The sequence below is a fragment of the Pseudomonas sp. SA195 genome (assembly GCF_054131565.1).
Genome location: NZ_CP096392.1, coordinates 4,080,481 through 4,105,694, shown reverse-complemented (window position 1 = coordinate 4,105,694; position 25,214 = coordinate 4,080,481). Strand labels below are relative to the sequence as shown.

The 25,214-nt window shown below is 63.2% G+C and carries 27 protein-coding genes; 14 read left to right on the top strand and 13 right to left on the bottom strand.

Translation table 11 applies throughout. The annotated features are described in order from the left end of the window. The first annotated feature begins 117 nt into the window (after window positions 1-117). From M1D78_RS19240 to M1D78_RS19230, 3 genes are all read left to right on the top strand, one after another. Window positions 118-900 (top strand): sulfite exporter TauE/SafE family protein, encoded by a 783-nt coding sequence (locus M1D78_RS19240; protein WP_437421551.1) that lies wholly within the window; start codon window positions 118-120, stop codon window positions 898-900. Between the two features lie 10 nt (window positions 901-910). Continuing rightward, window positions 911-1,711: a prolipoprotein diacylglyceryl transferase gene (gene lgt, locus M1D78_RS19235; protein WP_437421550.1), complete on the top strand. Its 801-nt coding sequence runs from the start codon at window positions 911-913 to the stop codon at window positions 1,709-1,711. 75 nt (window positions 1,712-1,786) lie between these two features. Then, window positions 1,787-2,581: a thymidylate synthase gene (locus tag M1D78_RS19230; RefSeq protein WP_437421549.1), complete on the top strand. Its 795-nt coding sequence runs from the start codon at window positions 1,787-1,789 to the stop codon at window positions 2,579-2,581. Window positions 2,582-2,584: 3 nt separating this feature from the next. On the opposite strand, the gene M1D78_RS19225 is transcribed toward M1D78_RS19230, so the two are convergent. Next, on the bottom strand, window positions 2,585-3,646 hold the full coding sequence (locus M1D78_RS19225) for a transporter substrate-binding domain-containing protein (protein WP_437421548.1): 1,062 nt from the start codon (window positions 3,644-3,646) through the stop codon (window positions 2,585-2,587). Window positions 3,647-3,776: 130 nt separating this feature from the next. Here M1D78_RS19225 and M1D78_RS19220 point away from each other — a divergent pair, with 130 nt between their 5' ends. Beyond that, window positions 3,777-4,547, top strand: coding sequence for a ParA family protein (locus M1D78_RS19220; RefSeq protein ID WP_437421547.1), 771 nt, complete (start codon window positions 3,777-3,779; stop codon window positions 4,545-4,547). Here the strand turns inward: M1D78_RS19220 and M1D78_RS19215 are convergent, their stop codons facing one another. The 6 genes from M1D78_RS19215 to M1D78_RS19190 all read right to left on the bottom strand — a co-directional run bounded on the left by M1D78_RS19215 (window position 4,548) and on the right by M1D78_RS19190 (window position 10,222). Beyond that, window positions 4,548-5,531 (bottom strand): branched-chain amino acid ABC transporter permease, encoded by a 984-nt coding sequence (locus tag M1D78_RS19215; protein ID WP_437421546.1) that lies wholly within the window; start codon window positions 5,529-5,531, stop codon window positions 4,548-4,550. 1 nt (window position 5,532) lies between these two features. After that, the gene (locus M1D78_RS19210; protein WP_437421545.1) at window positions 5,533-6,420 is read right to left on the bottom strand and encodes a branched-chain amino acid ABC transporter permease; all 888 of its coding nucleotides are present in this window, start codon (window positions 6,418-6,420) and stop codon (window positions 5,533-5,535) included. Next, window positions 6,420-7,130 (bottom strand): ABC transporter ATP-binding protein, encoded by a 711-nt coding sequence (locus M1D78_RS19205; protein WP_437421544.1) that lies wholly within the window; start codon window positions 7,128-7,130, stop codon window positions 6,420-6,422. Before M1D78_RS19205 ends, M1D78_RS19210 begins: the two co-directional genes overlap by 1 nt. Then, window positions 7,123-7,911: an ABC transporter ATP-binding protein gene (locus tag M1D78_RS19200; protein ID WP_437421543.1), complete on the bottom strand. Its 789-nt coding sequence runs from the start codon at window positions 7,909-7,911 to the stop codon at window positions 7,123-7,125. Before M1D78_RS19200 ends, M1D78_RS19205 begins: the two co-directional genes overlap by 8 nt. A 5-nt stretch (window positions 7,912-7,916) precedes the next feature. Continuing rightward, window positions 7,917-9,122, bottom strand: coding sequence for an ABC transporter substrate-binding protein (locus M1D78_RS19195; protein WP_437421542.1), 1,206 nt, complete (start codon window positions 9,120-9,122; stop codon window positions 7,917-7,919). A gap of 308 nt (window positions 9,123-9,430) precedes the next feature. Next, window positions 9,431-10,222 carry a universal stress protein gene (locus M1D78_RS19190; RefSeq protein ID WP_437421541.1) on the bottom strand — a complete coding sequence of 264 codons (792 nt, stop codon included), beginning with the start codon at window positions 10,220-10,222 and terminating at the stop codon, window positions 9,431-9,433. 192 nt (window positions 10,223-10,414) lie between these two features. On the opposite strand from M1D78_RS19190, the gene M1D78_RS19185 reads away from it, so the two are divergent. Beyond that, on the top strand, window positions 10,415-11,311 hold the full coding sequence (locus M1D78_RS19185) for a response regulator (protein ID WP_437421540.1): 897 nt from the start codon (window positions 10,415-10,417) through the stop codon (window positions 11,309-11,311). A gap of 143 nt (window positions 11,312-11,454) precedes the next feature. Next, on the top strand, window positions 11,455-12,351 hold the full coding sequence (locus M1D78_RS19180; RefSeq protein WP_437421978.1) for a peptidoglycan DD-metalloendopeptidase family protein: 897 nt from the start codon (window positions 11,455-11,457) through the stop codon (window positions 12,349-12,351). 36 nt (window positions 12,352-12,387) lie between these two features. Here the strand turns inward: M1D78_RS19180 and M1D78_RS19175 are convergent, their stop codons facing one another. The 3 genes from M1D78_RS19175 to phoB all read right to left on the bottom strand — a co-directional run bounded on the left by M1D78_RS19175 (window position 12,388) and on the right by phoB (window position 15,906). Next, window positions 12,388-13,737, bottom strand: a complete 1,350-nt coding sequence (locus M1D78_RS19175) for a hemolysin family protein (RefSeq protein ID WP_437421539.1) — start codon at window positions 13,735-13,737, stop codon at window positions 12,388-12,390. Between the two features lie 97 nt (window positions 13,738-13,834). After that, the gene (gene phoR / locus M1D78_RS19170; protein WP_437421538.1) at window positions 13,835-15,136 is read right to left on the bottom strand and encodes a phosphate regulon sensor histidine kinase PhoR; all 1,302 of its coding nucleotides are present in this window, start codon (window positions 15,134-15,136) and stop codon (window positions 13,835-13,837) included. A gap of 80 nt (window positions 15,137-15,216) precedes the next feature. Further along, the gene (phoB, locus tag M1D78_RS19165; protein WP_437421537.1) at window positions 15,217-15,906 is read right to left on the bottom strand and encodes a phosphate regulon transcriptional regulator PhoB; all 690 of its coding nucleotides are present in this window, start codon (window positions 15,904-15,906) and stop codon (window positions 15,217-15,219) included. A 164-nt stretch (window positions 15,907-16,070) separates the two neighbouring features. Between phoB and M1D78_RS19160 the strand changes: the two genes are divergently transcribed. The 8 genes from M1D78_RS19160 to M1D78_RS19125 are packed head-to-tail and all read left to right on the top strand — an operon-like array spanning window position 16,071 to window position 22,718. Next, window positions 16,071-16,859, top strand: coding sequence for an IclR family transcriptional regulator (locus tag M1D78_RS19160; protein ID WP_437421536.1), 789 nt, complete (start codon window positions 16,071-16,073; stop codon window positions 16,857-16,859). Then, a complete protein-coding gene (locus tag M1D78_RS19155) occupies window positions 16,856-17,800 on the top strand; it encodes a 2-dehydro-3-deoxygalactonokinase (RefSeq protein WP_437421535.1) in 945 nt (314 codons plus the stop codon). The genes M1D78_RS19160 and M1D78_RS19155 overlap by 4 nt, the downstream gene beginning before the upstream one ends. A gap of 7 nt (window positions 17,801-17,807) precedes the next feature. After that, complete coding sequence (locus tag M1D78_RS19150) at window positions 17,808-18,428, top strand: 2-dehydro-3-deoxy-6-phosphogalactonate aldolase (protein ID WP_437421977.1); 621 nt, start codon at window positions 17,808-17,810, stop codon at window positions 18,426-18,428. A gap of 53 nt (window positions 18,429-18,481) precedes the next feature. Next, window positions 18,482-19,462: a Bug family tripartite tricarboxylate transporter substrate binding protein gene (locus M1D78_RS19145; RefSeq protein ID WP_437421534.1), complete on the top strand. Its 981-nt coding sequence runs from the start codon at window positions 18,482-18,484 to the stop codon at window positions 19,460-19,462. Window positions 19,463-19,487: 25 nt separating this feature from the next. Then, window positions 19,488-19,973 (top strand): tripartite tricarboxylate transporter TctB family protein, encoded by a 486-nt coding sequence (locus M1D78_RS19140; protein ID WP_437421533.1) that lies wholly within the window; start codon window positions 19,488-19,490, stop codon window positions 19,971-19,973. Window position 19,974: 1 nt separating this feature from the next. Further along, a complete protein-coding gene (locus M1D78_RS19135; RefSeq protein WP_437421532.1) occupies window positions 19,975-21,480 on the top strand; it encodes a tripartite tricarboxylate transporter permease in 1,506 nt (501 codons plus the stop codon). A gap of 10 nt (window positions 21,481-21,490) precedes the next feature. Beyond that, the gene (locus M1D78_RS19130; protein WP_243606872.1) at window positions 21,491-22,270 is read left to right on the top strand and encodes an SDR family NAD(P)-dependent oxidoreductase; all 780 of its coding nucleotides are present in this window, start codon (window positions 21,491-21,493) and stop codon (window positions 22,268-22,270) included. A gap of 10 nt (window positions 22,271-22,280) precedes the next feature. Then, window positions 22,281-22,718, top strand: a complete 438-nt coding sequence (locus M1D78_RS19125) for a GlcG/HbpS family heme-binding protein (RefSeq protein WP_243606871.1) — start codon at window positions 22,281-22,283, stop codon at window positions 22,716-22,718. Between the two features lie 48 nt (window positions 22,719-22,766). Here M1D78_RS19125 and ubiA read toward each other — a convergent pair whose 3' ends face one another. From ubiA to glcC, 3 genes are all read right to left on the bottom strand, one after another. Beyond that, complete coding sequence (gene ubiA, locus M1D78_RS19120; RefSeq protein ID WP_437421531.1) at window positions 22,767-23,660, bottom strand: 4-hydroxybenzoate octaprenyltransferase; 894 nt, start codon at window positions 23,658-23,660, stop codon at window positions 22,767-22,769. Window positions 23,661-23,706: 46 nt separating this feature from the next. Next, complete coding sequence (locus tag M1D78_RS19115; RefSeq protein WP_437421530.1) at window positions 23,707-24,246, bottom strand: chorismate--pyruvate lyase family protein; 540 nt, start codon at window positions 24,244-24,246, stop codon at window positions 23,707-23,709. An 88-nt stretch (window positions 24,247-24,334) separates the two neighbouring features. Then, entirely contained in the window at window positions 24,335-25,105 is a 771-nt protein-coding gene (gene glcC / locus M1D78_RS19110; protein WP_437421529.1) for a transcriptional regulator GlcC, read from the bottom strand. Window positions 25,106-25,214 lie beyond the last annotated feature (109 nt).

Sequence of the window (25,214 nt, the reverse complement as noted above, 5' to 3'; positions counted from 1 at the left end):
ACCGCCATCGCTTGCGGGCGATCCCTTAGTCGCGGCCGTGTCACCTCCGGTCGCGGCCCGCGTCAGCCTCCCGCGCTGTTTTCCGCTACCATGCCGCTTTGTTTTCAGGGTGGTCCGATGGAGTTCGCGCTTTATCTGCTGCTGGGCGGCTTCGCGGGCGTGCTGGCGGGGCTGTTTGGTGTCGGGGGTGGGCTGATCATCGTGCCGGTGCTGGTGTTCAGCTTTACCGCGCAGGGCTTCGACCCGCAGGTGCTGACCCACCTCGCGGTCGGGACATCGCTGGCAACCATCGTCTTCACCTCGCTCAACTCGATCCAGACGCACCATCGCAAGGGTGCGGTGCGCTGGCCGGTCGTCCTGTGGATGACGGTCGGCATCCTGGTCGGCGCGGCGCTTGGCAGCCTGACCGCGGCGGCAATACAGGGCCCGCTTCTGCAAAAGATCATTGGTGTGTTCGCCATCGCCATGGCCGTGCAGATGGGTTTCTCACTGCAGCCCAAAGCCAGCGCGGGCGTGCCCGGCAAGCCGGTGCTAACGCTCGCCGGCGTGGTGATTGGCTGGGCATCGGCGATCTTCGGCATCGGCGGCGGCTCGCTCACGGTGCCCTTTCTCAGCTGGCGCAGTGTGCCGATGCAGCAAGCCGTCGCGACATCCGCCGCCTGTGGTTTACCCATCGCGATCGCCGGTGCGTTGAGTTTCGCCGTGGTGGGCTGGCAGGATGCGCATCTGCCGGCGTGGAGTGTCGGTTTCGTATACCTGCCGGCGCTGGCCGGCATTGCCATCACCAGCATGTTTTTCGCCCGCATCGGCGCGCTGCTCGCGCATCGCCTGTCACCTCAGGTGCTGCGCAGGCTGTTCGCGCTGCTCTTGTTGGGCGTAGGTATCAATTTCTTGATCTGAGGGAACCTGGATGCTGCCTTATCCGCAGATTGACCCCGTCGCCGTGTCGCTGGGGCCGTTGCAAATCCACTGGTATGGCTTGATGTACCTGATCGGCATCGGCGGCGCCTGGATGCTGGCCTCGCGCCGGCTGCACCGCTTCGACCCGACCTGGGACAAAGACAAGCTCTCCGACCTGGTCTTCTGGGTGGCGATGGGCGTCATCGTCGGCGGGCGACTGGGCTATGTGCTGTTCTATGACCTGGCGGCCTATCTCAACGAGCCGACTCTGATCTTCCAGGTCTGGAAGGGCGGGATGTCCTTTCATGGCGGGCTGATCGGCGTGCTTCTGTGCACCTGGATATTCGCCCGTCGCAACGGCAAGCGTTTCTTCGAACTGATGGACTTCATCGCGCCCTTCGTGCCGATCGGTTTGGGTGCCGGGCGCATTGGCAATTTCATCAACGCGGAGCTGTGGGGCAAGGCGAGCGACGTGCCCTGGGCGATGGTGTTTCCCACCGACCCGCAGCAGCTGGCGCGTCACCCATCCCAGCTCTACCAGTTCGCACTTGAAGGCGTCGCGCTGTTCGTCATCTTGTGGCTTTACTCGAGCAAGCCGCGGCCGACGATGGCCGTTTCCGGCCTGTTCGCCATCTGCTACGGCATCTTCCGTTTCATCGTCGAGTTCGTCCGGGTGCCGGATCCGCAATTGGGCTACCTAGCGTTTGGCTGGCTGACCATGGGCCAACTGCTGTGCGTGCCGATGATCCTGATCGGCTTGGGGATGATGCTGTGGGCCTACCGCCGTGAGCCGCGCAAGGCGGCCGCCTGACCGCTGCTCCGCCCGGCGCGACAAGCCGGGCGGCGAGCCTTTACTATTGCGCCACTTCTGATCGACGAGCCCGCGATGAAACAGTACCTCGACCTGATGCGCCACGTGCGTGAGCACGGCACCTTCAAAAGCGACCGCACCGGCACTGGCACCTATAGCGTGTTCGGCTACCAGATGCGCTTCGATCTGGCCGATGGCTTCCCGTTGGTGACGACCAAGAAGTGCCACCTCAAGTCCATCATTCATGAGCTGCTGTGGTTCCTCCAGGGCGACACCAACATCGGCTACCTGAAGGAAAATGGCGTGCGCATTTGGGACGAGTGGGCTGACGAAAACGGCGAGCTCGGGCCCGTCTATGGTTATCAGTGGCGCAGCTGGCCGGCGCCCAACGGCGAGTCGGTCGACCAGATTGCCAACCTGTTGGCGATGATCAAAAAGAACCCCGATTCGCGGCGGCTGATCGTCTCGGCCTGGAACCCGGCACTGGTCGACCAGATGGCCCTGCCGCCGTGCCATGCGCTGTTTCAGTTCTACGTCGCCGACGGCAAGCTCAGTTGCCAGCTCTACCAACGTTCGGCGGACATTTTCCTCGGCGTGCCCTTCAACATCGCCAGCTATGCGCTGTTGACGCTGATGGTCGCTCAGGTCTGCGACCTGGAGCCCGGCGAGTTCATCTGGAGCGGTGGTGACTGCCATCTCTACGCCAACCACCTCGAGCAGGCGGACCTGCAGCTCACCCGCGAGCCGTTGCCGCTCCCGACCATGAAGCTCAACCCGAACGTGAAGGACCTGTTCGCCTTCCGCTTCGAGGATTTCGAGCTGGTTGACTACGAAGCCCATCCTCACATCAAGGCACCTGTCGCCGTCTGACCGCTAAGGCTTGCCGAGGTAGCGTTCCAGCAATCGCTGCCAGGCCGGCCCGGCGGTGATCTCGAGAATCGCCTGGCTGACTGGCTCGCGCAATCGGCTCCCGCCAGGCACTGCAAAGGCGTACGACTGGTTCTCGAAGGTGCCGGGTAGCAGGCGCAGCCCGCCGTTGTTCAGCTCACCGTTGCGGAACTGCAGGATCGGCAGGTCGTAGACCACCGCCTCGGCTTCGCCGGCCTGCACCGCGCGCATGGCCTGGCTCAGGTCAGGGTAGCGGCTGGCGCGGATGCGCTCGCCGTCCAGGTAGCGTTCGCTGACCGTGCCGGTTACCGTCGCCACATGGGCGCGACGCAGGTCGTCCGGGCCTTCCAACCCGCCTTGCAGGTTGCCGACCGTCAGGGTGGTCGTCACCGCCGCGGTGAAGGTCGAGACCATGATCAAGGCCGTGAACATCCAGATGATCGCCACCAGCCGCCCACCGAACGTCACCGGCGACTTGTCGCCATAGCCGACCGTGGTCATGGTCACTGCCGCCCACCAGAAGCCGTTGCCCATACCGTGGAGTGAACTGTCGCCGAACTGTGCGCGGTTGTGCCGACGCTCGAACAGCCAGAGCACGGTACCGACGACGAGCAACAGCGCGGCGAGCCCCATGACCAGGCTGAGAAACTGCCACGAGACGAGCGCACGCAGGGCGGCCCAGCCGCTGCCTGACTGCGCTGGCACACCAATCGCCAGCCCGGTGCGATAGAACGGGTGGGTAAAGTCGATCTGCTCCTCGCGTTCGGCGGTCATCGTCAGCGCGCCAACGACGAGATCCAACTGGCCGCCCTGTAGCCCTGGCAGCAACTGGTCGAACGCTCGGGGTTCGAATTCGTAGTTGTAGCCATTGCGTTCGGCAACCTGCTGCCAGAGTTCGATACTGATGCCGCTCCAGCCGCCGTCGGCTTCCTGTATCACGAAGGGCGGCACTTCGGTGATGCCCACGCGTAGCACCTCGGGTGCCGGCTGGGCCAGCAATGGCGAGGCGAGCAGGGTGATCAGCAAACCGATGAACAGTCGGGCCATGGGGTACTCCTGGGTCGTTTCTTTTGGCGCAGGGTAGCAAAGCGCCACCGAACGGCCTCGCCGAAAGTAGTCATACCCTTGCCGCGTGCGTTGTATAGACTCCAGCGAGACCAGACAGAAGGGACGGACCATGCGAAGGGTGGTGTTCAACCAGAAGGGCGGTGTGGGCAAGTCCAGCATCGCCTCGAACCTGGCCGCGGTCAGCGCTGCGCAGGGCTATCGAACGTTGTTGATCGACCTCGACGCCCAGGCCAATTCCAGCCATTACCTCACCGGCCTGAGCGGCGACGCATTGCCCACCGGCATGGCCGACTACTTCAAACAGATCCTCACGGGTGGCCTTGGCGGCAAGAAAGCGCGGCCGCCGATCAGCGAAACGCGCTTCGACAATCTGCATTTGATCGGCGCGACGCCTGAACTCGCCGACCTGCAGTCCAAGCTTGAGGCCAAGCACAAGATCAACAAGCTGCGAAAGCTGCTGTTGACGCTCTCCGAAGAGTACGAGCGGATCTATGTCGACACGCCCCCTGCGCTGAACTTCTATACCGTCTCCGCGCTCATCGCCTGCGACCGTTGCCTGATTCCCTTCGATTGCGACAGCTTCTCGCGCCAGGCCCTGTACAGCTTGCTCGATGAAATCGAAGAACTGCAGGAGGACCACAACGAAGCACTCGAAGTCGAGGGCATCGTCGTCAATCAGTTCCAACCGCGTGCCGCCTTGCCGCAACAGATGATCGATGAATTGATTGCCGAGGGGTTGCCGGTGCTACCGGTGCACCTGATGAGTTCGGTGCGCATGCGCGAGTCCCACCAGGCCTGCACGCCGCTCATTCATTTCGATCCCAGACACAAGCTCAGCCAGCAGTTTGTCGAGCTACACGGGCATCTGGAAAGTGCCTGATCAGCCGGTACGGGACCGCGCAAGACGTTTGCCGAGGCGAGAGGCATAGAACTCGCCAAGAATGCCGCGGCGAAAGATCAGCACGCACGCCATGAAGATGATGCCGGTGACCAGCGTTACCGGCAGCTCCGAGGTCGCGAAGTAATTGCCCAGCGTGGTCACCAGCGCGGCGCCGAACACCGGCCCGACCAGCGTGCCGATGCCTCCTAGCAGGGTCATCAACACCACTTCTCCGGACATCTGCCAGCTGACATCGGTGAGGGTCGCGAACTGGAACACCAGCGCCTTGAGCCCGCCAGCGAGCCCGGCGAGCGCCGCCGACATGACGAATGCGCCGAGCTTGTATCGCGAAACCGTGTACCCCAGCGAAATGGCGCGGTTTTCGTTCTCGCGGATCGACCTGAGGATCATGCCGTAGGGCGAGTTGATGATCCGCCAGATCGCCAGCATGCCAAGCAGGAACACCGTCAGCACGAAGAAATACATGTTCAACGGCTCTTTCAGGTCGATCAGGCCGAACAGGTGGCCGCGCGGGATGCCCTGGATGCCATCCTCGCCATGTGTGAAGGGCGCCTGCAGGCAGAAAAAGAAGAACATCTGCGACAGAGCCAGCGTGATCATCGTCGAATAGATGCCCTGGCGGCGGATCGCCAGAAAGCCGATCACTAGCCCGAGCAGCGCGGCACCGGCCACGCCGACCAGGATGCCCAGCTCGGGCGTCAGTCCCCATTCCTTGACGGCATGAGCGGTGAAATAAGCCGCGCCACCAAAAAACGCCGCATGGCCGAACGAGAGGATGCCGGTGTAGCCCAGCAGCAGGTTGAAGGCACAGGCGAAAAGTGCGAAGCAGAGCACCTTCATCAGGAACACGGGATAGAAGTACAGGGGGGCGAGCGCCAGGGCGAGGACGCCGAGCAGGATCAGCGTCGTCTCGGTGTTCCAGCGCTTGCGTTCGGTTGCCGGGGTTGCGGTTGTTCGCTGCATGTCAGCCGTCCCTTCCCATGAGGCCCGCGGGGCGCACCAACAGTACGATCGCCATGATCACGAAAATCACGATATTGGACGCCTCGGGATAGAACACCTTCGTCAGCCCCTCGAGGATGCCGAGCATGTACCCGGTGATGATGGCACCGAGGATCGAGCCCATGCCGCCAACCACCACTACGGCAAACACCACGATGATGAGGTTCGAACCCATCAGCGGGCTGACCTGATAGATCGGCGCCGCGAGGATGCCGGCCAGCCCGGCCAGCCCGGCGCCGAGGCCATAGGTGAAGGTGAGCAGCAGCGGCACGTTGATGCCAAAGGTGCGTACCAGCGTCGGATTTTCGGTCGCGGCGCGTAGGTAGGCGCCGAGCTTGGTCTTCTCGATCAGCAGCCAGGTACTCAGGCAGATCAGCAACGACGCTACCACCACCCAGGCGCGGTACTTCGGCAGGAACATGAAGCCCAGGTTATAGCCGCCGGACAGCAGACTCGGCACCGCGTAAGGCTGGCCGGACGAGCCGTAGTAGTAGCGGAAGGCGCCCTCCAGCGCGAGCGCCAGGCCGAAGGTGAACAGCAGTCCGTAAAGGTGATCGAGGTTGTACAGCCGCGACAGCGCCAACCGTTCGACCGCCGCGCCGGCCAGCCCGACAATCAGCGGCGCCAGGATCAGCGCCGGCCAGTAGCCGATGCCGAGCACCGCCAGCAGCAGGTAGCCGGCGAAGGCACCGGTCATGTACTGCGCACCGTGGGCGAAGTTGATCACCTTCAACAGCCCGAAGATGATAGCCAGCCCCAGGCTGAGCATTGCGTAGAACGAGCCGTTGATCAGGCCGATCAGCAGTTGCCCGAGGAAAGCCTGAATGGGTACGCCGAAGATCTCCGTCATCAGACCCCCAGGGTTTCGTTGAGGATGGCCATGCGGTCGGCCAGCGCGTCGATCGGAAAACTGTCGACGATCCGGCCGTGGTCGACCAGGTAAAAACGATCGGCCACCTTGCTGGCGAAGCGGAAGTTCTGTTCCACCAGCAGGATGGTCATGCCGCGTTCCTTGAGCGTGAGCAGCACATCGCCGATGCGCTGGACGATCACAGGCGCGAGCCCTTCGGTGGGTTCGTCGAGCAAGAGCAGCTTTGCCCCGGTACGCAATATCCGGGCAATCGCCAGCATCTGCTGTTCGCCACCGGATAGCTTGGTGCCCGGGCTGTGGCGGCGTTCCTTGAGGTTCGGAAAGAGCGTGTAGATCTCCTCCGTGCTCATCCCGCCCTTGGCAACGACAGGCGGCAAGGTCAGGTTTTCGTCCACGGTCAAGGTCGCGAAGATGCCGCGCTCTTCCGGCACGAAACCCATGCCGGTATGTGCGGTGCGGTGCAGCGGCACGCGCATCATGTCGCGGCCGTCGAATTCGATGGTGCCGCTGCGCGAGCGGATGATGCCCATGATCGAGCGCAGCGCGGTGGTCTTGCCTACGCCGTTACGGCCGAGCAACGTCACCGTCTCACCCTGGTGCACGTCCAGGTCGATGCCGTGCAAAGCGTGGCTCTCGCCGTACCAGGCGTTCAGCTCGCGTACGCGCAGCAGGGGCGTGGCCTCACTCATGTTCGGTCCCCATATAGGCCTCACGTACCCGGGCGTCCTGGCTCACGCTGCGGTAGTCGCCGGAGGTGAGGATTTCGCCGCGCTGCAACACCGTGACTTGATCGCAAAGGTCGGCGACCACCTTGAGGTTGTGCTCGACCATCAACACGGCGCGCTCACGGGCGACTTCGCGGATGAGTTCGGAAACGATATGCACGTCTTCGTGGCCCATGCCCGCCATGGGTTCGTCGAGCAGCAGCACCCGCGGTTCGAGCGCCAGGGTGGTGGCGATCTCCAGTACCCGCTTGCGGCCGTAGGACAGGTCCGCCGCCACGCTGTTGCGCGCATCCTGTAAGCCGACCGATTCGATCAGCGCCATGGCCCGCTCGTTGAGGCGCTCGAGCGAGCGCAGCGGAAGCCAGAACTGCGTCGCCAGCCCGCTCGGGCGTTGCAGCGCCACGCGGACGTTCTCCAGTACGGTCAGATGGGGAAACACGGCTGATATCTGGAACGAGCGCACCAGGCCCATGCGCGCTACCCGCGCCGGGTCGGTGCGGGTGATGTCCTGATCGAGCAGCGTGATGGTGCCCGCCGATGGCTGGAGAAACTTAGTCAGCAGATTGAACACAGTGGTCTTGCCTGCACCGTTCGGCCCGATCAGCGCATGGACACGCGCATGATGGACGTCCAGGTCGACGTTGTTCACCGCGACGAAGCCTTTGAAGTCGCGGCGCAGGCCGCGCGCCGAAAGCACCACGCGGGGTGCTTCGGCAGCGGCTGCGTTGTGGCCGTTAGGCGCCATGTCGGTCACTTCGCCAGGTCACAGCCGCTCTTGGCGGGGTCGATGTAGGCTTCGGCGCCGGGCACGGTGGCGAGCACCTTGTAGTAGTCCCACGGCTCCTTGCTCTCGTCCGGCTTCTTCACTTCCATCAGATACACATCGCTGATGAGGCGGCCGTTGGCGCCGACCTTGGCATTGCGCGCGAACATGTCGTCCACCGGCATCTCGTGCATGGCCTTGGCGACGGCCTCGGTTTCGTCGGTGCCCACCTTGTCGATCGCCTTGAGATACTGCATGACGCCGGAATAGGTGCCGGCATGAACCATGTTCGGCATCCGCCCGGTGCGCTCGAAGAAGCGCTTGGCAAATTCGCGGGACTTGTCGTCACGGTCCCAGTAATAGCTTTCGGTCAGCGTCAGGCCCTGGGCCGCTTCCAGGCCCAACCCATGGACCTCAGACAGGGTGAACAGCAACGCGGCCAGGCGTTGGCCGCTGGCGACGATGCCGAATTCCGCCGCCTGTTTGATGGCATTGGCGGTGTCCAGGCCGGCATTAGCCAGTCCGATCACTTCCGCGCCAGAGGATTGCGCCTGCAGCAGGAAGGACGAGTAATCGTTGGTTGCCAGCGGATGGCGCACCGAGCCCTTGATTTCGCCGCCTTTGGCTTTGACGAACTCGCTGGTTTGCTCTTCAAGCGAATAGCCGAAGGCGTAGTCGGCGGTGAGGAAGTACCAGCTGTCACCGCCCTGCGATACCAGTGCGCCACCGGTGCCGACAGCGAGTGCATGGGTGTCATAAGCCCAGTGGAATCCGTAGGGCGAGCATTGTTTGCCGGTCAGTTCGGTGGTGGCCGCGCCCGTCACCAGATCGATTTTTTTCTTGTCCTTCGAAATGCCCTGCACGGCCAGCGCCACGGAGGAGGTGGTCAGCTCCATGATCGAATCGACCTGCTCTCGGTCATACCATTGCCGCGCGATGTTCGAGGCGATGTCCGGCTTGTTCTGGTGGTCGGCCGTGACAATCTCGATCGGCGCGCCCTGCACCTTGCCACCGAAGTCCTCGGCCGCCATCTTCGCCGCCTCGTAGGACCATTTGCCGCCGAAGTCGGCATACACGCCCGATTGGTCGTTGAGGATACCGATCTTCACCTTGCCGTCGGATATCTCCGCGGCTGACGCGGGTATCGCCGTCGCTGCGCTCAGTACTGCCGTTGCAATTGCCAGACGCTTCATCGCCTATCTCCTTGCAGGTGTCGACCGCCAGCACGACGCGGGCAGTTCGCCCGCGGCGGGCGGCCGCGGTTATCGAGGGGGACGGAACGGATCGGGTCGGGTAACCCGGTGCGAATGAAATGGGAAGGGGCTGTAATGGCCAGGCGATCAAAGCGGAACGGCATCGCGCCGACGCGGGGCGTTAGGGGCCGGACTGGGCGTATCGATCGCTTGGGGGGCATGGGGCGTTCATCTAATTCTTATTGTTGAACTAACCCTAGCAGGGGTTTGGCCATGCGCAACCGGCCGAGGGGCTGCGAGATCCGGCCTTAGCGTGCGATGAGCACGTCGCACGGAGGTTGGTCGAGGTACGCCCGGGTCAGGCTGCCGAGCAGCGCGTCGCTGATCTCGCCTCGGCTGTGCCCGCCCAACGCCAACAGCTGAGGACGGAATTCGGCGATGGCGGCATCCAGCCGCAGGCTGCGCTCGCCTTGGCGCAGGCAGCTGACGAGGCGGGCGCCATTGGCCGGCAATTCGTGGCGCAGGTCGGCAAGCAACTGGTCGAACAATTCCTGCTGCAACGCCAAGTCCGCCGGGTCGGCACCGAGCACTTCGGCCACTTCATGGATGTTCAGCGCGGTCAGCTCGCCGCTCGGAGCCATCAGCTGCCAGGCGCTATGCAGGGCACGGCTGGCGCAGCGTGAAAAGTCCAGTGCGGCCAACGCGCGGGTGTATGGCTGCGGAGTGTCGACAACGAGCAGCACGGGCATTGGGCAGGCCAGCAGGATGCGCTCGAGCGTGGTGCCAGCGAAGCCGCTGGGCGAATGCCGGTGGTGGCGTCCGAGCACCAGCAGGCCGGCCTGCAGTCCTGTCGCCTGGGTGAGGATCGCCTCCACCACGCGCCCTCGACGTATCCAGGGCTGCACCTCGCCGAGGCCAAGCGTGTCGAGCTGGCCTTCAAGCGCGTCGTGGGCCTGCTGCGCCTGGTCGTCCCCGGCGTCCTCGTCGAGCACGTGCACGACGTCCAGGCGCAGGCCGTGCAGGCGTGCCAGGGCCGCACCGCGCATCAGCGCCAGGTCGGCCTCGGGGCTCAGGTCGTGCGCAACGAGTAGCGAATGCATGGCGGGCCTCAGGTTGGTAGCGAGCGGGCAGTATGCGCGCCGTTAGATGGCGTGTCGTGCCGCCTAGCATGCAAACCGCCGGGATGAGCGCTGTGATCTGAGGCAGTAAAAAACCGGATTGGCCGATCACCTGCGCTTTTTTTAATCGCGCCGCTGCCGCTATGCTGGCGACCAGACAGTCAGGAGCTATCAATGAGCAAGGTCAACGTGCTGGTGGTGGATGACGCGCCCTTCATTCGCGATCTCGTGAAGAAGGGGCTGCGCAGCCAGTTTCCAGGCATCAACATCGAGGACGCCGTCAATGGGCGCAAGGCCCAGCAAATGCTCGACCGCGAACGCTTCGACCTGATCCTCTGCGACTGGGAAATGCCGGAGATGTCCGGCCTCGAGCTGCTCACCTGGTGCCGTGCACAGGAGCGCCTGAAGACCGTGCCCTTCATCATGGTGACCAGCCGGGGCGACAAGGAGAACGTGGTGCAGGCGATCCAGTCCGGCGTGTCGGACTTCATCGGCAAGCCCTTCTCCAACGAACAATTGACCACCAAGGTGCGCAAGGCCCTGGCGCGTGCCGGCAAGCTCGACGCTCTGGCCGCGAGCGCGCCGGTGAAGAACGTTGTCACCGGCATGGCCAACGACTCACTGGCCGCGCTGACTGGCGGCAAGGCCGAGGTCATCAAGCCGGCGCCCCAGGCAGCGGCGCCTGCCGCACCGCTGGTCCAGCCATCGGCCGCCAAGCCCAACGCGGCCAGCGGTGGGCGCGGGCAGGGGCAGCTGCGGTTGGCCTCCGGTACTCAGGCCTGCGTAATCAAGGCGCTGAGCCTCAAGGAAGCTCTGCTGGTGGTCAAGCGCAGCGATACCCTGCCGCAGGTACTGGAAAGTGCCGTGCTCGACCTGGAGCAGGGCGAGGGAGGGGAAGTGGCGCGACTGAACGGCTACCTGCATGCCGTCGCCGCGCTGGAGCCCAAGCCGGACAGCGAATGGCTGCAGCTGACCTTCCGCTTCGTCGACCGTGACCCGCAGAAGCTCGATTACCTGTCGCGCCTGATCGCGCGCGGCACCGCCCAGCGGCACTTCTCGCCCGGCGCCTGAGGCCAGCAAGGCAGGCCTGGCCTGCCGCTTGTCAGAAAGCGACGTCAGGTGAGGAACAAAATCACAGGCCGACAGTCGGTGACTCGCGCCTGTGTGCTTGCACTGCTAGTCTGCCGGCCTCTGAACTCATGAAGTTTGCGGTTATGTTCGGGCGCATCCTCCTTGCTCTCGGGTCGTTCTGGCTGGCCACGTCCGCCTCGGCCCTGACCATCTACAAGTACACCGACGCCAACGGCGTGGTCACCTACAGCGACCAGGCCGCTCCGGGCGCGAAGGTGTTTACCTTCAGCGACCGCATGGTCGAGAAGCTCGACAACCAGGTGAAGCTGGAAACGCGCAAGCACGCCGCGGGCGAGACGCTGATGGTGCGCAACGACCTCTTTGCCCCGGTCGACATCGAGCTCAAGCTAAGCGGTGTGCAGAATGCCGTCGGCGCGCCGGACAAGCCGATCCGCTGGGTGCTGCCGCCGCGCAGCCAGATCCGCCTGGCGACACTGGCCCCGCTGGACCCCTCCAAGCCGCTCCGATACACCCCGAAGCTGCGCCACGCCCTTGGCGACCCGCGCCTGCTGCCCAAGCCTTACAAGTACCCGCTGCCCTGGCGTGGCGGCCCGTTCCGCCTGACCCAGGGCGCCAACGGCAAGTACAGCCACTTCACTCCGAAAGGCCGCTACGCGGCCGACATCGCCATGCCCGAAGGTACGCCTATCGTCGCGGCGCGCGGCGGGATGGTGGTCAAGGTCGAGAACGCCCAAAGCGGTCGTGGTAACAACCCCGCCGGCAACTTCGTCCGCGTGCTGCATGACGACGGCACCATGGGCGTCTACCTGCACCTGATGCAGGGTTCGGTCAGCGTCCGCGAAGGGCAACGTATCGAGACGGGCAGCCTGCTGGCGCGCTCCGGCAACACCGGTAACAGCACCGGCCCGCACCTGCACTTTGTGGTTCAGCGCAACGTCGGCCTGGCTGTCGAGTCGATCCCCTTCGACTTCGCCCAGCCGGTAAACAGCCTGCCGAACTTCGCGGTTGGTGGCGATTGAGGGTGATCCTCACCCTCGATTTGCACCAGCTGGCGCTTATTGCTTCAACACCTTGGCCAGCACGATCTTCGGTCCGCGCATCTTCTTGATCACGATCTGCAGGCCCTCGACCTGCATGACTTCGTTCTCCTCCGGCACGCGCTTGAGGCTTTCGTAGACGAGGCCCGCGAGCGTCTCGGCCTCGATATGATCGAGGTCCAGGTCGAGCAGGCGTTCGAGCTTGAATAGGGGCGTGTCGCCGCGGACCAGCAACTTGCCGGGCTGGTAGGCGAGGATGCCGCGCTCGGTCTTGCGGTGTTCATCCTGAATGTCGCCGACCAGCACCTCCAGCACGTCTTCCATGGTCAGGAAGCCGATGACCTTGTGGTCGCCTTCTTCGACCAACACGAAGTGAGCGCCGCCCTGGCGGAACTGGTCGAGCAGTTCGCTCAGCGGCATGTGCTTGGACACGCGCTCCATTGGGCGCAGCAGATGGTCGAGATCGAAATGCTCGGCGAGTTGCGGGTCCCCGGCCAGGGCCAGCAGCAGGTCCTTGATGTGCAGCAGGCCGATGTACTCACCTTGTTCGGCGTCATAAACCGGATAGCGGCTGTACTTGTGTCGGCGCACCAGTTCGAGGATCTCCGCCAGGCTGGCGTCGTGGTCGAGTTGCAGCAGGTCCTCGCGTGAGTTGGCCCAGTCGACCACTTCCAGTTCGCTCATCTCCACCGCCGAGGCCAGCACCTGAATATGGCTATTGCCCGGGTCGAGCGCGCGGTTGGAATGCAGGATCAGCTTCAACTCCTCGCGGCTGTAGTGGTGCTCGTGGTGGCTGTCGGGCTCGCCCTGGCCTGCGATGCGCAGGATGGCGTTGGCGCTGGCGTTGAGCAGGTAGATGGCTGGGTACATCACCCAGTAGAACAGGTACAGCGGCACCGCCGTCCACAGCGACAGCAGCTCCGGCTTGCGAATCGCCCACGATTTAGGTGCCAGTTCGCCAACGACGATGTGCAGGTAGGAAATGATGAAGAACGCGGTGAAGAAGGCCACGGCATGGACGATGGCTTCTGATTGCACGCCCGCAGCCGCCAACACCGGCTCGAGCAGGTGCGCGAAGGCCGGCTCGCCCACCCAGCCGAGGCCCAGCGAGGCCAGGGTAATACCGAGCTGGCAAGCCGAGAGGTAGGCGTCGAGCTGCTCGTGCACGGTGCGCAGGATGCGCCCCCGCCAGCCGTGCTGCTTGGCGATGGCCTCCACCTTGGTCGCGCGGAGCTTGACCATGGCGAACTCGGCGGCCACGAAGAAACCGTTGAGTAGCACCAGGAAGAGAGCGAAGAGAATCATGCCGACATCGGCGAAGTAGGAAGAAGCGGCGTAGCTTTGAGATAACGCGGGGGAAGGGTCCATTGAGGCGTCGGGTAGTCGAAGACGGCCCCAAGGATGAGGCCGGGTCGGGGTTATTTCAAGGCGATGGCAAATGCCGGCGCCGATTGGTCGTACTGCCCTAGCGCACCGTGGCCTGGGACAGCGGGAAGTGGCATGTGAACGTGCTGCCCTTGCCAAGGGTGCTGTTGACGTCGAGCCGGCCCTGGTGACGCAGCAGCACGTGTTTGACGATCGCCAGTCCGAGGCCGGTGCCGCCGGTGCGGCTGGCGCGGCTGGAATCGACCCGATAGAAGCGCTCGGTCAGGCGTGGCAAGTGCTTGGCCTCTATGCCGATGCCTGAATCCTGGACCGACAGATGAGCGCCATGCTCATTGCACCACCAGCGAATATGCACTTCGCCGCCATCCGGGGTGTATTTCACGGCGTTGAAGACCAGATTGGAAAAGGCACTGCGCAGCTCGGACTCGGCGCCCTTGAGCAGCAGAGTCGGGTCGGCTTCGAGGCTGATCCGGTGGTTGTGTTCGCCTGACAGCGCCTGCGCATCGCCCTTGATCGACTGCAGCAACGCGGTGACGTCGATTGGCTGTGTCGTGGTCAGTGAACTGGTGGCTTCGAGCTTGGCCAGCAGCAACAGATCGGAGATCAGGTGCTGCATGCGCCCGGCCTGCTGATTCATCTGATTGAGCGCCCGCGACCAGCGCGGCGGCATTTCGTCGCTGTGTTCGAGCATCGTTTCCAGATAGCCGGCGATCACAGTCAGCGGCGTGCGCAGCTCGTGTGACACGTTGGCGACGAAGTCCTTGCGCATCTGCTCCAGTTGATGGAGGCGGGTGATGTCACGCGCGACCATCAAGTGCTCGCTGTTGCCGTAGCGGGTGATGGTGATCTGCAGCCAGAGGCGGTCGTTGACCGGCGAAGACAATTCCAGCGGCTCGTCATGGCGGCCGCTGTCAAAATATTCCTTGAATCGCGGGTGGCGGACCAGGTTGGTCACTGGGTGCCCGGTATCCTGCGGCTTCTTGAGCCCCAGCAGGCGCTCGGCGGCGGGGTTCCACCATTCCAGGTTGCTATCGCTGTCGAGCATGATGACCGCATCGCGCAGCGCGGTGGTCGAGCCTTGCACACGGTCGATCACTGACTGCAGCTGGCCACGCAGGCGCAGGTCACGGCGCTGAAGCTTGTAGAGGCTATCGAAGATCTCGCCCCACAGCCCATGGCTGTCGGGCGGCGGCTGGTCGGCCGGTTCGCTGGCGAGCCAGATCAGCAGCCGGCGCGCCTGGTAGAGCGTCCAGCCGAGGTAACTGCCCAGGCCAGCCACCAGGGCCCAGGCGTATTCACCCGTGATCAGGCCGATCAGCAGGCATCCTGCCAGTATCAGAAGCAGGCGGCGCACCATGGCGCCTTGCCAGTCTTGATTCACCGCTAACGCTCCTCGAGGCAGCCCGTGGCCGACCGGAAATCACTATGAACGCCCACTGACACCTGGCGGTTGCGGCTTGTTCAGCTCTTGGTGGAGAACCGGTAGCCGGTGCCGCGCACAGTCTGCACCAGGTTCTCATAGGTTTCGCCAAGCGCCTTGCGCAAGCGCCGGATGTGCACGTCGACTGTGCGCTCCTCGACATAGACGTTGCCGCCCCAGACCTGGTCGAGCAGTTGCCCGCGGGTGTAGGCGCGCTCTTGGTGGGTCATGAAGAATTGCAGCAGCCGATACTCGGTAGGGCCCATGTCGGCCGGCGTCCCGTCGATGGTCACGCGATGGCTGATGGGGTCGAGCAGCAGCCCACCAATTTCGATGGGCGTTTCGTTGTCAGCCGGCGCCGCGCGGCGGAGCACAGCTTTCAGACGTGCCACCAATTCACGTGGCGAGAAGGGCTTGGTGATGTAGTCGTCGGCACCGACCTCCAGGCCCTGGATCTTGTTGTCCTCGGCATCCTTGGCGGTGAGCATGATGATGGGCGTGCCGGCCGTCATCTCGTCACGCTTCAAGCGCCTTGCCAGCTCGATGCCGGAAGTGCCAGGCAGCATCCAGTCGAGAAGGATCAGGTCGGGCTGACGATCAATGATCAGCGCGTGGGCCTGCTGCGTATTTTCCGCTTCCAGGCACTCGTAGCCGGCCATCTCCAGCGCCACGACGATCATCTCGCGAATCGGCGCTTCGTCATCGACGATCAAAATGCATTTGCCGTTCATGTCCGCTCTCAGTCCGTTTCTTGTCGCTCGGCATTAGATAACGGAAATGTTGCAACGATGTGACAAATGAGCATGCGTTGTTTTTGTCCCAGAATGTGGGAGTGTAACTCGCATATTGAGACGAGGAAGATTACGGCCTATCGTACGGGTCGTAGGAGATGCTCATGACCCAAGATAAAAACAAAGAAGCTCCCCTCGGTGCTCAGGCACTTTTCCGAGGTTTGGCCGTTATCGACGCGGTTTCTCAAGGAGCGGATTCGCTGGCAGCGATCGGCAGCGCTATTGGCTGTACGCGCAGCACAACTCACCGACTGGTGGCCGCACTGGTTCAGGCGGATTACTTGCGCAGCGAGGCCCAGGGCTATCGCCTTGGCCCACGGCTGATCGAGCTCGGCTACAAAGCTCGCGCCGAAATGCCGCTCATCAACCTAGCGCGACCCCATCTGCAGCGGCTTGCGGACCTGACGCAGGACACCATTCATCTCGGTGTGCGTGAGAGTGGTGACGTCCTCTATATCGACAAGCTGGCGAGCACTCGTGGCCTTGAGATGCGCTCTCGTATTGGTTTGCGTATGCCGCTCGCGCTGACGGGGATCGGCAAGTCGCTGATGCTCGATCTGCCTGCGACGGAATGGCGAATGCTTTACGACGAGGGTCTGCAGCGTCGCGCTGGTCAGAGCGGCCTTCGTGAAGAATTTACGCCTTGGCACGAGTACCACACCCAGATGGCTGAATACGCCGCTGGCGGGTTCAGCTTCGACCTCGAAGAAAACGAGCTGGGCGTACGTTGCGTCGCGGCTCCGGTACGAGACGCAGGCGGCGAGATCGTCGCTGCACTGAGTGTCGCTAGCGCCATTCCCTATATGCCGGAAAGCCGTCTGGAGGAGCTGCGCCCGCTTGTGATTCGCTGCGCTGCGGACGTTTCCGCTGAGCTGGGTTGGAGGGGGCGATGAGCGAGCCATGTCTGATCGGGATTGACTGGGGAACTTCGTCTTTACGGGCCTACCTGCTCGGCCAAGACGCGTCGTTGCTCGACTCTCGGGCGCAACCCTGGGGGATCCAATACACCCCTGACCGCGATTTTGCCCGCGCCTACCGGCTACTGCTGGAAGATTGGCTAGCTCAATGGCCCGGCTTGCCTGCGATCGCATCCGGCATGATCGGCAGCCGCCAGGGTTGGTGCGAGGTGCCGTACATGGATTGCCCGGCAGATGCCTCGGCGCTTGCTGCGGCAATGGTCTGCCTCGAAACCGGCGTTGGCCGCTTGCACCTGGTGCCAGGCGTCCGGCAACTCGGCAGCCGGCCCAACGTGTTGCGGGGTGAGGAGACACAAATCGTCGGCGCCATAGCGCTCAAACCTGAACTGGCTGACGACGCGTTGCTGTTATTACCTGGCACTCACAGCAAATGGGTCGAGGTTCGTGACGGACGGCTTCAGGCGTTTTCCACCTTCATGACCGGTGAGCTCTTCGCCGTGTTGCGGGACCACTCAATTCTGGGGCGTCCGGCGCTTGAGGCGGGAGCGATCAGCGATGCCGACACCTTCGCTCGCGGCGTGCAGACCGCTCGTGATAGCGGTTATCGCGGGATTGCTGATCGCCTCTTTGGCGTGCGCAGCCTGGTGCTCTGTAACGAACTCGAACCTAACCAAAGCCTCGAGTACCTATCCGGCCTGCTGATCGGAGAGGAATTGCGCAGTGCGCTTGGTGGAATAGCGTCTGCGTCCGTACCGGTGTTGCTGGGGGATCCATCGCTATGCGCGCGCTATCGCCTGGCCATGGAGTTCTTTGATGTCCAGACGGCTGAACCCATCAAGAACCCTGGCACGGCTGGTCTCTGGCAGATCGCTGAGGCAGCCGGGCTGGTTGACGCAAAGGGGGTGCAAGGTGTTTGACGCCTATATGGATCGCTTACCGCTCATTGCCATTCTGCGAGGCGTTACACCCGATGAAGTCGTTCCGGTTGGGCGAGCGCTTCATGACGCAGGTTTCCGTCTGATCGAGATCCCTCTGAATTCTCCGGAAGCGGCGGTCAGCATCTCGAGGCTTATCACTGACCTCGGCTCCGAGTGCCTTATTGGAGCCGGTACGGTGCTGGATGTAGCTCAGGTGGAAGCGGTAGCGGCAGTTGGTGGTCGGCTCGTCGTGTCACCAAACATGAACCCAGCCGTCATCCGAGCCAGCCGCGCGGGTGGTTTGGTCAGCGCGCCTGGCGTTGCAACCCCCACTGAAGGGTTCGCTGCGCTAGAAGCCGGGGCTCAGTTGCTCAAGCTGTTTCCCGCTGAGCAATGCGGTCCTGCTGTGGTGAAAGCCTGGCGGGCCGTTTTCCCGAAGGATTGCCCGCTCGTCCCGGTCGGTGGAATTACGCCGCAAAACATGGGCGCTTACGTTGAAGCGGGTGCTACAGGTTTCGGTTTGGGCTCGGCTTTATACAAGCCGGGCCTTGAAGTCGGTGAGGTCGCAGAAAACGCTGCTGCGTATGTGGCGGCCTGGGAGCGGCTAGTAATCGAGCGGAGCAACTAAAAGGCCGGTGAGGCCGTGCAGCTGTACTCAACAACAATAAAAGGAGAGCTGAAATGTCTAAGACTACCCCGCATTGGGTTCGTAAAGGTTGCCGGGCCATGGCGCTGCTGTTGGGTCTGAGCGCCATGCCGGCGATGGCCGCTGAGTGGCCGACTCGTCCCGTTACAATCGTTGTCCCGGCCGGTGCCGGCGGCGGCTCTGACGGCACCGCGCGCATTCTCGCCAAATACCTTAAGGACGAGTTTGGCCAGCAGTTCAATGTGCTCAACCTTGGCCAGGGCGGCGGTGTCGTTGGAATCAACCGCATCGTCAATTCGAAGCCGGACGGCTATACCCTTGGCGTGCTGTTCAATTACGCGCATTACAAGGAAATGGGGCAGGCCGACTTCGAGCTAACGGATTTCACCCCCATCGCTCAGTACAACTTCGATCCGGCGGGATTCCAGGTTCGTACCGATTCACCGTTCAAAACGGTTAACCAAGCATTGGATGCCATCAAGGCCGAGCCAGGCAAATACACCATCGCTTGCGCGGGTGGCTGCGGCGGCTCTTGGCCGGTCGCGGTGGCTACGCTGCTAGACCGCTGGGGTGTGGATATGGCCAAGGTACGCATGATTCCGGGGCAAGGGGCGGCCGCCGCCATGCAGGATCTCGCCGCGGGTGGAGTGGACTTCGTTCCAAGCTCACTGCCTGAGGCCGATGCCATGCTTAAGACCGGCACCGTACGCAGCCTGGCGGTGTTCGGGCCTGATCGGCAGGAAAACTTTCCGGAAGTACCGTCGTTAAAGGAAGCCACGGGATTGGAGATGGAGCTCGGCTCCTTCCGCGGTCTGGTAGCCCCGGCCGGGTTGCCTGATGACGTGCGCGCTAAGCTCGAAGCGGCGATGAAGGAAATCTACGCCAATCCCGAATGGCAGGCCGACATGAAGGCAAGGGGCTTCAACCCGCAGTGGCGAGACTCCGAGGCGTTCGCCGAGTACCTGAAGCAGCACACAGGTGACGTCCAGGCGCTGTTCGCCAAGATGGACATGTGATCGCAGCCGGCACGGAGTCGCAGCAATGAAACTGTCCGACCTGTCTTGGGGAATCCTTTGCCTGGCGCTCGGCCTCGGTGTGCTCGGGGTGGCCAGTGGCATGGAGAAGTCGCCGTACTTCCAGTACGGCGCTGGCTTCTACCCGTCCATCATCGGAGCGCTACTCGCGCTCAGCGGACTGACGCTAGCGGCCAAGGGAATCGCCGCGGCCCGAGCCGAACGGGCGCCGCTCTGGCTCGGGCTGTGTGCCTGGTGTCGCGAGCCTGCACGCTGGTTCAACCTGGCGCTGGTAATCGGCGGGCTCCTGGGATTTTTATTGTTGGTCGAGCCGTTGGGCTTTCTGCCCACGGGTTTGCTGCTGATCGCTGTGCTGGCGCTACGTTTCACGGGGCGCCCCATGCTGGCGCTGACCAGTGCCGTCGGTGTGGTCGCCTTCCTCTATGTGTTCTTCCAGCAGGTCATGGGCGTGCCCTTGCCGCAAGGCTTGCTGGCCAGCCTCGGAGGGCTTTGACATGGACGTAATGTTCGATGCCTTTGGCCAGGTGTTCACTTTCAAGGTGCTGGCCGTCATGGTCGTGGCTGCGCTGTACGGCCTGATGGTCGGCGCGATACCTGGCCTGACCGCGACGCTTGCGGTGGCCCTCATGGTGCCCATTACCTTCTTCATGGACCCGGTCCCCGCGATTGCCGGCATCGTGACGATGGCTGCAATGGCCATTTTCGCGGGCGATTTGCCCGCTGTGCTGCTGCGCATGCCTGGTACGCCGGCGTCCGCTGCCTATACCGACCAGGCCTACCGCTTCACGCAGGCCGGGCGAGGTGAGTACATCCTTGGGATGAGCGCCTGTACCTCGGCCATCGGCGGCGCGATTGGCGTGCTGGCGCTAATGTTCGGTGCGCCGCTGCTGGCCCGTTTTGCGCTCAACTTCAGTTCGTTCGAATATTTCTGGCTGGCAACCCTAGGCCTCACCGCCGCAATCATGGTCGGCGGCACGCAGATCACCCGCAGTGCAGTGTCGTTGCTGATTGGCCTGTTGGTGGCCGCGGTCGGAATTGACCCCGTATCTGGCGAGACCCGTTTCACCTTTGGAAGCGATGCGCTGCTTGGCGGCTTCGGCTTCATACCGGTCATCATCGGTCTATTCGCAGTGGCAGAAATCCTGCGCTACTGCACCCGCAGCGCCAGCGAAAGGGAGTTGCCTCAGGTTGCGCAGCAACCATTGTATTGGCGGGCTCTGCGTGATGCGCTCAGCAATAAGCTCGGCATTCTTCGCGGCTCGGTGACCGGCACGCTGATCGGTGCGCTGCCGGGTGCCGGAGCTGATATTGCGGCCTACATCGCCTATGCGATGGGACGACGTAAGGGTTCAGCTGGCGCTGAGCAGGACGACGACGCGGTCTCACAGATTGCACCGGCGACTGCCGCCAACAACGCCGCGGTCGGCGGCAGCTTCATCCCGGCAACCGTGTTCGGTATTCCGGGTGATTCGCTTACCGCCATCGTCATCGGCGTGTTGCTCATGAAGGGCCTGAACCCCGGGCCGACGATATTCACGGACAACGCGGGGATGATCAATGCGGTGTTCGTGGCGTTCCTGTTGGCCAACCTGCTGCTGATCCCGTTTGGTTTCATTGCGGTACGTCTATTCAAACAGGTGCTCCGTATACCGCAGGGCGTCCTCATGCCCTCGATTCTGCTGTTTGCGATGGTCGGTGCCTATGCCGTCGAAAACAGTCTGTTCGCCGTAGTGACCATTCTCGTGTTCGGCGTGCTCGGTTTCCTCCTCGAGGAAAACGACTTCCCGCTGGCTCCGATGATTCTCGGAATCGTGCTTGGGCCTCTGCTCGAGGAGACCTTCGTGACCTCGATGATGCGCTCGAACGGCAGCTTTGTTGCCTTCATTGAACGGCCCGTTTCGCTGGTGCTTGCGCTCACCACGCTGGCGGTCTGGCTGATTCCACCGCTGCTGCGCCTCTGGCGCGAGCACCGTGTTCCCCGTCCCGCACTGACTGACTAAGGAGTCTCCAATGTATTTCAACGACCTCAAGGGCAAACGTATCCTGATCACCGGTGCCACCATGGGCATCGGTCTGGCGACCGCCAAGGCGTTCGCCGCGCTCGGTGCGCATGTCGGCATCACCGCGCGCAACCAGCCGGCAAACCTCGACTCACTGCTAACCGAATTGTCTTCCAATGGCGGCGAAGCGGCTTTCTTCGCAGGCGACCTGAGCCGCAGCCAGGACTGCATCGACACCGTTGCGGCCTTCGTCGAGCGCTTTGGTGGCCTTGATGTGCTCGTCAATAACGCGGGTGCGCTGCTGGAACGGCGTGGGCTTGAGAAAATTGATGATGCCTTCTTCGACGCGATGGTCGACGTGAACCTGCGCTCGGCGTTGCTGGTGACGCGAGAAGCGATCCCGCACCTGCGAGCGTCGACGAAGGCCAGCGGGCAGAGCGCCTCTGTCATCACCACGGGCTCGATCGCTGCCTACAACGGCGGTGGTCCGGGCGCTAGCCTCTACGCGGCGGCCAAGGCCTGGCTGCATAACGTGCAGCGCAACTGGGTGCGCGAGTTCGCCGGTGACAACATCCGCTTCAATGTCGTAGCGCCCGGGACCGTCGACACTGCCTTCCATGCCGACAAAGACGACGCTGCAAGGGCGCAGGTCAACACCACCATTCCGCTCGGCCGTTTCGGCACATCCGAAGAAATGGCCCCGGCTTATCTGTTCCTCGCTTCGCATGCCTGCAGCGGTTACATCACAGGCCAGACACTGGACGTCAACGGCGGCCAGGCGATGCCTTGAGGAGCGCAGCATGACTACTCAGGTTGTAGCTCCTCCGTTGGCCTATGGGCCGCCGATCAGTCTGGAGGCAGCCAGCCGCGTTGCTGAGGCTGCGCGCGCTCATGCACAGGCAAACGGTTGGGCAATGGTCATCGCTGTGACGGACGCAGGCGGGCATCTCGTGTTGCTGCTGCGGATGGACCACGCCGCGCACGGGAGTGTCGAAGTGGCGCAGCGCAAGGCTGCCACGGCAGCGGCCTTCAAGCGCACCACCAAAGGCTTCGAGGAAACGCTTGCGACTGGCGGGGCTACCTTGCGGCTGCTGTCGATGCACAACGCCATCCTCATGGATGGTGGCGTCCCGCTGATTGAAAACGGAAAGCTGATTGGCGCGATCGGTGTGTCCGGCATGCATCCGACCCAAGACGGCCAGACCGCAGAAGCCGGCGCGCGCGTGGTGAACGGCTGAGCATTGTCACCAAACCGCAGCCCGTCCCGGCACGCCGCGACGGGCTTTTTATGATCGATTAGCGTAATCGAGGATGATCCCCGCCAGGATCGCGAGCCCCGCCCAGTGGTTGTGCAGAAAAGCCTTGAAGCAGACCTGTGGCTGGCGGGAGCGGGTTTTCCAGAATTCCCAGACGAAGCAGCACGCGGCGATGAACAGGCCCAGATGGAACCACTGGCCAAGCTCGAAGCGCACGCCGGCGAGGATCAGGCACAGCAGCGCCATGCCCTGCAGGGTGGCGATGATGACCCGGTCGGCGTCGCCGAACAGAATGGCGGTGGAGCGGATGCCGATTTTGAGGTCGTCTTCGCGGTCGGCCATGGCGTAGTAGGTGTCGTAGCCGACCGTCCAGACGACATTGGCGATAAACAACAGCCAGGCTTCGGGCGGCAATTCGCCGCGTTCGGCGGTGAAGGCCATCAGCATGCCCCACGAAAAGGCCGCGCCGAGTACGACCTGTGGGTAGTAGGTGTAGCGCTTCATGAACGGGTAGAGCGCGGCGACGCCCAATGCGCCGAACGACAGCCAGACGGTCATGGCGTTCGTCAGCAGCACCAGGCCGAAGCTCAGCGCGACAAGGACGGCGAACAGTATCCAGGCTTCCTTCGGGGTGACTTTGCCGGTGGCCAGCGGGCGGCCCTTGGTGCGCGAGACGTGGCCGTCGAAGTTGCGGTCGGCAAAGTCGTTGATCACGCAGCCGGCGGCGCGCATGAGGATGACGCCCAGCACGAAGATGACGATGTTCTTCACGCTCGGCGAGCCTTCGCCAGCGATCCACAGCGCCCAGAGTGTCGGCCACAACAGCAGGTAGGTTCCGATGGGGCGGTCCAGGCGCATCAGCTGGATGAAGTCCCAGGCGCGCGGATGCAGGCGATTGCTCGATTGCAGAAGCTTCTGGAACATCAGCAGGTCTCCGTGTGGGTTGGCGTGTTGGCAGTCTGGGCGCTGTTCAACCGTCGATCCGTGCCGCGCGCCACAGCTCGGGCAGGAACACTTCGGCCACCAACACACGCAGCGTGCCCTGGCTGAAGCAGGAGCGGCGCGCCCAAAGGCCGCCTTGGCGGATCGGCTCGGGCAGCCAATCGGTTGGGTAGTGGCGGGCTTCCAGCGGGCCGCGGGTGAACGCTGGGTCGCTGAACAGCAGTTCGCCGAGCGAGCGGCTACCCAGATGCGGTAGATCCAGCTCGGAACGCATCAGCGCACTGCGCGCCGCAACACTGCGAGCGAATACCCACGGCTGCTCGTGGCCGCATAGATAGACCTCACGCACCCAGCCCTCGCTCCCCTCGGCCACGCCTAGCGCGGCACATTCATCGCTGCGCAGTACACGCCAGCCCTCATCAATAGGCACCACACTGAATGCTCCTCCGGCCTGCACAGTAAGGCGGCGCGTCAGTGAGCCACGATCGGTGTAGAGCCAGTCATGCAAGTCTGCAGGCAGTGGGGTGGGGCGGCGGTCGGCGGGCAACCAGGCGTGGTAATCGGACACGAGCGGTTTCGAGCAACGAAAAGAAGCGGCGAGTCTAGCATGAGGGTTGGTGCCCGCTTGGATCGGTCACCGGCGACAGCAGCCTCCCTTATGCCCACCCCTCCAGCCGCATCGTCGCGCGCACCAGTCGCTGCTCTTCCTGTTCGATCTCTTTGAGGTTGTCACGAATGCTGTGGATATGGTCGCGGGCCGCGCGCTGAGCCTGGTCTGGCAGGCGTTCGGTAATGGCGTGAAACAGCCGTGAGTGCTGGCGATCGATCTGCCGTTTCTGCATGGGCCGGTGGTAGAGGTTGTTTACCGAGGCGAAAACGGTGGAGAGCATTAGGTCGGTCAGCGACTGCAGCGTGTGCACCAGCACCGGGTTGTGCGAGGCCTCGCTGACGGCTAGGTGGAAGGCATGGTCGAGGCGCGCATGCTCACGCGGGTCGGCCTCTTCGGCGGTATGCGCGGCGAGCATTTCTTCATAACGTCGGCGCAGCAGGATGAAGTCGGCCTCGGTGCCGCGCAGCGCGGCCAGCCTGGCCGATTCGCCTTCGAGCAGGGCGCGCACTTCGAGCAAGTCGTAGAGCGTGCGCGGCTGCGAATTGAACAGGTGCATCAGCGGACTGGCATCCTGCTCGCCGGAGAGCTTCGCCACGTGCGAGCCGCGTCCCTGCGCGGTCTCGATGATGCCGCGGCCGCGCAGCACGCGCAGCCCTTCGCGCAGGGCGGAACGCGAGATGCCGAGCTTCTCGCACAGGCGCCGTTCCGACGGCAGCGCCTGGCCGACCTTGAGTACGCCGTCGACGATCAGGCGCTCGATGCGCTCGGCGACCACATCCGCCAATTGGCGCCGTTCACCCTTATTCTCACTCAACATCAAAGTCTCCGAGACTGGTAGGACCAGTTGGGTCGGATCTTAACTCAATCACCGCATCCAGCGCTGAAACGCTTGATCTGCGGCAATTACTGATCCAGAGATTGAAAGG